The organism is Streptomyces sp. S.PB5, from assembly GCF_030403745.1.
Taxonomy (GTDB): domain Bacteria; phylum Actinomycetota; class Actinomycetes; order Streptomycetales; family Streptomycetaceae; genus Streptomyces.
Genome location: NZ_JAQMWP010000027.1, coordinates 104911 through 112087 on the forward strand (window position 1 = coordinate 104911; position 7177 = coordinate 112087).

The following is a 7177-nucleotide window of genomic DNA, read 5'->3' on the forward strand; positions in this document are numbered from 1 at the left end:
CCCGTCCGGCGACACGGATGTCAGTGACGGATGTCAGCTACCCAGCGTAGGCGCACCCTGACCGCGCCACCGGCCCCACACCTTTCGGCCGGGCCCGCGCCCCGCCGGGCCGCTAGCCGATCGTCACCTGACGCGACCTGGCAACCAGCTCCTCCAGAGCCTCCGCCGTCACGGGCGAAACAACGCCCTCTTCCGTGACGATCGCGGTCACCAGCTCGGGCGGCGTCACATCGAACGCCGGGTTGTACGCCTGCGTCCCCAATGGCGCCACCGGCATCCCCCCGCCCGCTCCGGTCACCGGCATCTGAGGAGCGCTGACCTCCGTCACCTCGAACCCGGGCCGCTGCTCGACCTCGATGGACGCCCCCTCCGGAGTCTCCAGATCCACCGTCGTCACCGGCGCCACCACGATGAACGGCACATGGTGGTACCGCGCGAGCACCGCGAGCGGGTAGCTCCCCACCTTGTTCGCCACCGACCCGTCGGCCGCGATCCGGTCCGCCCCGATCAGCACGGCGTCCACCTCGCCCGCCGCGAACAGCGACCCCGCCGCATTGTCCGTCAGCAAGGTGTACGCCATTCCGGTGCGCGCCGCCTCGTACGCCGTCAGACGGGCGCCCTGCAGCAGCGGACGTGTCTCGTCCACCCACAGCCGCCGCAGCTGCCCCGCCCGATGCGCCGCCAACGCCACAGCGAACGCCGTCCCCTCCCCGCCCGACACCAGCGAACCGGTGTTGCAGTGCGTGAGAATCCGGTGCCCGCCACCCGGCAGCAGCTCGTCCAGCAGCGCCAGCCCGCGCTCCGCCATCCGCGCGCTCGCCTCGGCGTCCTCCTGGTGCAGCGTCCGCGCCGCCTCCAGCGCCACCACCGCGGCCTGCCCGGCATCACCGCTCCTGCCGAGCTCGGCCCGGTACGCGGACTGTGCCCGGCGCACCCCGACGGCGAGATTCACCGCGGTGGGCCGCGCACCCGCCAGCACGGTCGCAGCCTCGTCGACGTCGAACCCGCGAGCGGCGGCGAGCGCGACCCCGTACGCTCCGGCGATGCCGAGCAGCGGCGCCCCGCGCACGGCGAGCGAACGGATCGCCTCCACCAGCGCGGACGCGTCCGTACAGACCAGTTCGACCTCCTCGGCCGGCAGCCTCGTCTGGTCCAGGAGGACCACGACAGGACCTTCGGGTGGCTCCTCCCAGCGGATCGCCGGTATCTCGGTCGGCCTGCTGTCCTCGCCGGATTGCGCGTACTGATCAGCCATGCGGTCAGTCTGCCCCGTATCCGGCGGACAATTGAAGGTGTGCAGCCGATACCGTGCCCGGTCCCCCGATGACCACCCCATGGCACGATGGCTGCCAACCTGCCGCCGCGACCGCGGACGGGCACCGTGAAGGAGCGACGATGAAAGACACTCCGGGCTGGGCTTCGCCCGGATCTGCGCCGTCCGACGGGCAGGAGCCCGGTGCGTCCGGGCCTGCCGAGCCCGCAGACCGTCCCGGTCCCTCGGACCAGCCCGGCCAGGACCCACAGGGCACCGGCTCGAAGTGGTCCAAGGAGCAGCCGCCGCCCGCCCAGTGGTCCGCCCCGACCGGACCGCCGCCCCCCGGCCAGACGCCCCCGCCCCCACCACCCGGCCCGGGCTGGGGCAACCCGCCCCCGGCCGGCCCCGGCGGCGCCGGTCACGGCGGTTACGGAGGCCAGGGCGGCTACGGCGGATACGGCGGCCCCGGTGGCTGGGGAAGCGGCTGGGGCGGCCCCCCGCCCGCGGCCAAGCCCGGCGTGATCCCGCTCCGCCCGCTCGGCGTGGGCGAGATCCTCGACGGCGCCGTCTCCACGATGCGCACCTACTGGCGCACGGTCCTGGGCATCTCTCTGACCGTCGCGATCGTCACCCAGATCGTCGTCATCCTCCTCGAAGGCCTGGTCCTCGACGACACCAGCACCGCGGCCCTCGACGACCCCAGCGCCACCGTCGACGAACTGACCCGCGCCATGGGCGACGCCATGCTCAGCTCCGGTGTCGTCTTCCTGATCTCGCTGATCGGCACGATCGTGGCGACCGCCCTGCTCACGACGGTCACCAGCCGTGCCGTCCTCGGCAAATCGGTGACCATCGGCGAGGCCTGGCGCGACGCGCGCCCGCAGGTGGCCAAGTTGTTCGGCCTGATCTTCCTGCTGATCCTCATCGCCTTCGCGGTCGTCGCGGTCGGGACCCTGCCGGGCATCCTCGTGGCCGTCGGCGGATCGGGCGACGCGGGTGCCGGACTCGCCGTCCTGGGCGGTCTCGCCGCCGGCGTCGTCGCCCTGTGGCTGATGATCCGCTTCTCCCTGGCCTCGCCCGCGCTGATGCTGGAGAAGCAGAGCATCGTGAAGTCGCTGGGCCGGTCCGCGAAACTGGTCCGCGGCTCCTGGTGGCGCGTCTTCGGCATCCAGCTGCTCGCCACGATCATCGCCAACGTCGTCGCCTCGATCGTGGTGATCCCCTTCGCCTTCCTCGCCAGCGCGCTGGACGGCGAGGGCTTCACCGGGATCCTGAACAGCGGCGGCGACCTCGGCTGGACGTTCCTGATCGTCAGCGGCATCGGCTCGGTGATCGGATCCATGATCACCTTCCCGATCACGGCGGGCGTCACCGTGCTCCTCTACATCGACCAGCGCATCCGCCGCGAGGCCCTCGACCTCGAACTGGCCCGCGCGGCAGGCGTCCAGGACTACGGCTCCGGCACGCCCGGCGCCACTCCCGGAGGCTGATGCGGTGAGCCTGGCGGGGGGAGTTCTCACATCGGTACCGCTGCCGCACACGGTCGTGCGCGCCGGCGACACCGTCATGCTGTCGCTGTCGCGCTCCGGCGACGAACCACCGATCACCATCCCGCGTGATCCCGCGCGAGAGGCGGCTCGACGCGAGCTGTCCAAGCGGCTGTACCACGAGAACGACCCCGGCTGGTTCCAGCGCGCCCTCGACACCTTCTGGACATGGGTCAGCGAACTGTTCGGCACGGCCGCGACCGCCGCCCCCGGCGGCGCACTCGGCCTCGTCGTCATCGTCCTGGCCGTCCTCGCGGTCCTGGGCGCCCTGTGGTGGCGCCTGGGCACCCCGCGCCGCGAACCCGCCTCCTCCGCAGCCCTGTTCGACGACCGCCCCCGCAGCGCCGCCGAACACCGCGCGGCATCCGAGGCACACGCCGCCCAGGGCCACTGGAACCAGGCCGTGCAGGAACGTATGCGAGCCATCGTCCGCTCCCTGGAGGAACGCGCCCTCCTCGACATCCGCCCCGGCCGCACCGCGGACGAGGCCGCCGCCGAGGCCGCCCGCGCCCTCCCCTCACAAGCAGCCCGACTGCACGCGGCCGCCCGGGACTTCGACGACGTCACATACGGCGGCCGCAGGGCCAGCGAGCCGTCGTACCACCGCATCGCCGAACTCGACCGCGACCTGGAACGCACCAAGCCCCAGCTCGCGAGCAGCACCACCAGCGCGGCCCACAACACCCGCCAGGGAGCCGCCGAATGACCACCGAGGCCACGCTCCCGGCCACGTCGGTCTCGCCCACCGCACGCCAGCTCTGGACCCGCTCCCGAGGCATCGTGCTCGCCCTCGCGCTCCTCCTGGCGGCGGCGGTCACGATCGCCGTGATCCGCTCCGACGCCCGGCACGGCAACCTCGACCCGCGCTCCGCCGACCCGCTCGGCAGCCGAGCGGTCGCCGAACTCCTCGCCGACCGCGGCGTGTCCACCCGCGTGGTCACCACCCTCGACGAAGCCCGCACCGCGGCCGGCCCGGACACCACCCTCCTGGTCGCCCTCCCCGACCTGCTGACGCACCGTCAACAGACCCGGCTGCACTCCGCGACCGCCGCCTCCGGCGGCCGAACCGTCCTCATCGCCCCCGGCGGCGCCTCCGTCGGCCGACTCGCCCCCGACGTCACGGCCGACCCCGCCACCAGCACCGACTCCACGCTCGACCCCGACTGCGACCTGCCCGCCGCCCAGCGCGCCGGCGCAGCCGACACGGGCGGCATCCGCTACACGACCCTCCACCCCGACGCCGACGCCTGCTACCCCAGCCAGCGCCTGGCCACCCTGCTGCGCATCCCGGCGACCAGGGGCGGCGACACCGTCGTCCTCGGCGCGCCCGACATCCTCCACAACGACCGCCTCGACGAGCAGGGCAACGCCTCCCTCGCCCTCCAACTCCTCGGCTCCCGCCCCCATCTGGTCTGGTACCTCCCCTCACTCTCCGACTCCTCGGCCGCCACCGAGGACGAACGCAGCTTCTTCGACCTGCTCCCCGCAGGCTGGAAATGGGGCACACTCCAGCTCTTCATCGCCGCAGCCCTCGCCGCCCTCTGGCGGGCACGCCGACTCGGCCCCCTGGTGCCCGAAAAACTCCCCGTGGCGATCCGCGCCTCCGAAACCGTCGAAGGCCGCGCCCGCCTCTACCGCAAAGCCAACGCCCGCGACCGCGCGGCCGCCGCTCTGCGCTCCACCACCCGCACCCGCCTCGCCCCCCTCGTAGGCGTCCCCGTCGCCCAGGCGCACGCGCCCGAAGCTCTGCTCCCCGCCCTGTCCGCCCATCTCCACAGCGACGGACAGACCCTGCCGACCCTCCTCTTCGGCCCGCCGCCCCGCGACGACGCGGCCCTCATCTCCCTCGCCGACCAACTCGACGCCCTCGAAAGAGAGGTACGCCGTCCATGATGGCCCCGACCACTGACAACGCCGGGAACACCGGGGATCCGGGCGCCGCCCGCGCATCCCTCGAAGCCCTGCGCGCCGAGATCGCCAAAGCCGTGGTCGGCCAGGACCCCGCCGTGACCGGCCTCGTAGTCGCGCTCCTCTGCCGCGGACACGTTCTCCTTGAAGGAGTCCCTGGGGTCGCCAAAACGTTGCTCGTCCGCGCCCTCGCCTCCGCACTCGAACTCGACACCAAGCGCGTCCAGTTCACCCCGGACCTCATGCCGAGCGACGTCACGGGCTCCCTCGTCTACGACACCCGCAGCGCCGAGTTCTCCTTCCAGCCCGGCCCGGTCTTCACCAACCTCCTCCTCGCGGACGAGATCAACCGCACACCCCCCAAGACCCAGTCGTCCCTCCTCGAAGCGATGGAGGAACGCCAGGTCACGGTGGACGGCACCCCACGCCCCCTCCCCGACCCCTTCTTGGTCGCAGCCACCCAGAACCCGGTCGAGTACGAGGGCACCTACCCCCTCCCCGAAGCCCAGCTGGACCGTTTCCTCCTCAAGCTCACCATCCCCCTCCCCTCCCGCCAGGACGAGATCGACGTCCTCACCCGCCACGCCGAGGGCTTCAACCCCCGCGACCTGCAAGCCGCCGGCGTACGCCCGGTAGCAGGCCCCGCAGACCTGGAAGCCGCCCGAGCAGCGGTCGCGAAAACAACGATCTCGCCCGAGATCACGGCCTACGTCGTCGACATCTGCCGAGCCACCCGCGAGTCCCCGTCCCTCACCCTCGGCGTCTCCCCCCGAGGCGCCACGGCCCTCCTCGCGACCTCCCGCGCCTGGGCCTGGCTGACAGGCCGCGACTACGTCATCCCCGACGACGTGAAGGCCCTCGCCCTCCCCACCCTCCGCCACCGCGTACAACTCCGCCCGGAAGCCGAAATGGAAGGCGTGACCCCCGACTCCGTCATCCAGGCGATCCTCGCCCACGTCCCCGTCCCACGCTGATGGCACTCACCGGACGCGCCGCGCTCCTCGCGGCCCTGGGCTCGATCCCCGTCGGCATCTGGGACCCCAGCCTGACGGGCCTACTCGCGGTGAACGCCCCGCTGGCCGCCGCCTGCGCCTGCGACTTCGCCCTGGCGGCACCGGTACGACGCCTGCGCCTGACCCGCTCCGGCGACACCTCCGCACGCCTGGGCGAACCCGCCGACGTCACCCTGACCATCACCAACCCGTCCAAGCGCCTGCTCCGCGCCCACGTGCGCGACGCCTGGCCCCCCAGCAGCTGGCTCCCCGGCACCGAGACGGCAGCCTCCCGCCACCGCCTCACGATCCCCGCAGGCGAACGCCGCCGCGCCACCACCCGCCTACACCCCACCCGCCGAGGCGACCGCCAGGCCGACCGCGTGACAATCCGCTCATACGGCCCGCTAGGCCTCTTCTCCCGCCAGGGCACCCACAACATCCCGTGGACGGTACGCGTCCTGCCCCCGTTCACCAGCCGCAAGCACCTGCCCTCAAAGCTCGCCCGCCTACGCGAACTCGACGGCCGCACCAGCGTCCTCACCCGCGGCGAGGGCACCGAATTCGACAGCCTCCGCGAATACGTCCCCGGCGACGACACCCGCTCCATCGACTGGCGCGCCACAGCCCGCCAGTCCGCGGTCGCCGTACGCACCTGGCGCCCCGAACGCGACCGCCACATCCTCATCGTCCTCGACACCGGCCGCACCTCAGCAGGCCGCGTGGGCGACGCCCCACGCCTCGACGCCTCCATGGACGCGGCACTCCTCCTGGCAGCCCTCGCCTCCCGAGCCGGCGACCGCGTAGACCTCCTCGCCTACGACCGCCGAGTACGCACCCTGGTCCAGGGCCGCACAGCCAAAGACGTCCTCCCATCCCTCGTCAACGCGATGGCCACCCTCGAACCGGAACTCGTGGAAACAGACGCACGCGGTCTTACAGCCACTGCACTCAGGACCGCCCCCCGCCGCTCCCTGATCGTCCTACTGACCTCCCTCGACGCCGCCCCCGTCGAAGAAGGACTGCTCCCTGTGCTCTCCCAGCTCACCCAGCGCCACACAGTCCTCTTGGCATCCGTGGCCGACCCACAAGTCGCCCGCATGGCCAAAGCCCGCGGAAACACCGACGCGGTCTACGAAGCCGCATCCGCCGCACAGTCACAGAGCGAACGTCACCGCACCGCGGAACAGCTCCGCCGCCACGGCGTCACAGTGGTCGACCAAACCCCGGATGATCTGGCGCCGGCACTGGCGGACGCGTATCTGGCACTCAAGACAGCTGGACGTCTGTAATCGGCTTCTCGGGAGGGGGCCTCTCTCCCGAGAAAGGGAAGTAGAAAAACAAAAACCCCCGTGCCAACGGCACGGGGGTTTTCTCAAAATTTGTTCGGCGGCGTCCTACTCTCCCACAGGGTCCCCCCTGCAGTACCATCGGCGCTGTAAGGCTTAGCTTCCGGGTTCGGAATGTAACCGGGC

Annotated in this window: 6 protein-coding genes and 1 rRNA gene; 5 read left to right on the forward strand and 2 right to left on the reverse strand. The window is 72.1% G+C overall.

Annotated features, from left to right (window positions below):
- Nucleotides 1-112: 112 nt before the first annotated feature.
- On the reverse strand, nt 113-1255 hold the full coding sequence (gene mtnA / locus PH203_RS43955; protein ID WP_289927929.1) for an S-methyl-5-thioribose-1-phosphate isomerase: 1143 nt from the start codon (nt 1253-1255) through the stop codon (nt 113-115).
- A gap of 140 nt (nt 1256-1395) precedes the next feature.
- On the opposite strand from mtnA, the gene PH203_RS43960 reads away from it, so the two are divergent.
- The 5 genes from PH203_RS43960 to PH203_RS43980 are packed head-to-tail and all read left to right on the forward strand — an operon-like array spanning nt 1396 to nt 6994.
- Nucleotides 1396-2745, forward strand: coding sequence for a glycerophosphoryl diester phosphodiesterase membrane domain-containing protein (locus PH203_RS43960; RefSeq protein WP_289927931.1), 1350 nt, complete (start codon nt 1396-1398; stop codon nt 2743-2745).
- Between the two features lie 4 nt (nt 2746-2749).
- Nucleotides 2750-3508, forward strand: coding sequence for a DUF4129 domain-containing protein (locus tag PH203_RS43965; protein WP_289927932.1), 759 nt, complete (start codon nt 2750-2752; stop codon nt 3506-3508).
- Nucleotides 3505-4695, forward strand: coding sequence for a DUF4350 domain-containing protein (locus PH203_RS43970; protein WP_289927933.1), 1191 nt, complete (start codon nt 3505-3507; stop codon nt 4693-4695). Before PH203_RS43965 ends, PH203_RS43970 begins: the two co-directional genes overlap by 4 nt.
- Nucleotides 4695-5684 carry a MoxR family ATPase gene (locus PH203_RS43975; RefSeq protein ID WP_289927934.1) on the forward strand — a complete coding sequence of 330 codons (990 nt, stop codon included), beginning with the start codon at nt 4695-4697 and terminating at the stop codon, nt 5682-5684. Before PH203_RS43970 ends, PH203_RS43975 begins: the two co-directional genes overlap by 1 nt.
- A complete protein-coding gene (locus PH203_RS43980; protein ID WP_289927935.1) occupies nt 5684-6994 on the forward strand; it encodes a DUF58 domain-containing protein in 1311 nt (436 codons plus the stop codon). The genes PH203_RS43975 and PH203_RS43980 overlap by 1 nt, the downstream gene beginning before the upstream one ends.
- A 92-nt stretch (nt 6995-7086) precedes the next feature.
- On the opposite strand, the gene rrf is transcribed toward PH203_RS43980, so the two are convergent.
- A 5S ribosomal RNA gene (rrf, locus tag PH203_RS43985) occupies nt 7087-7177 on the reverse strand; the annotation flags it as partial.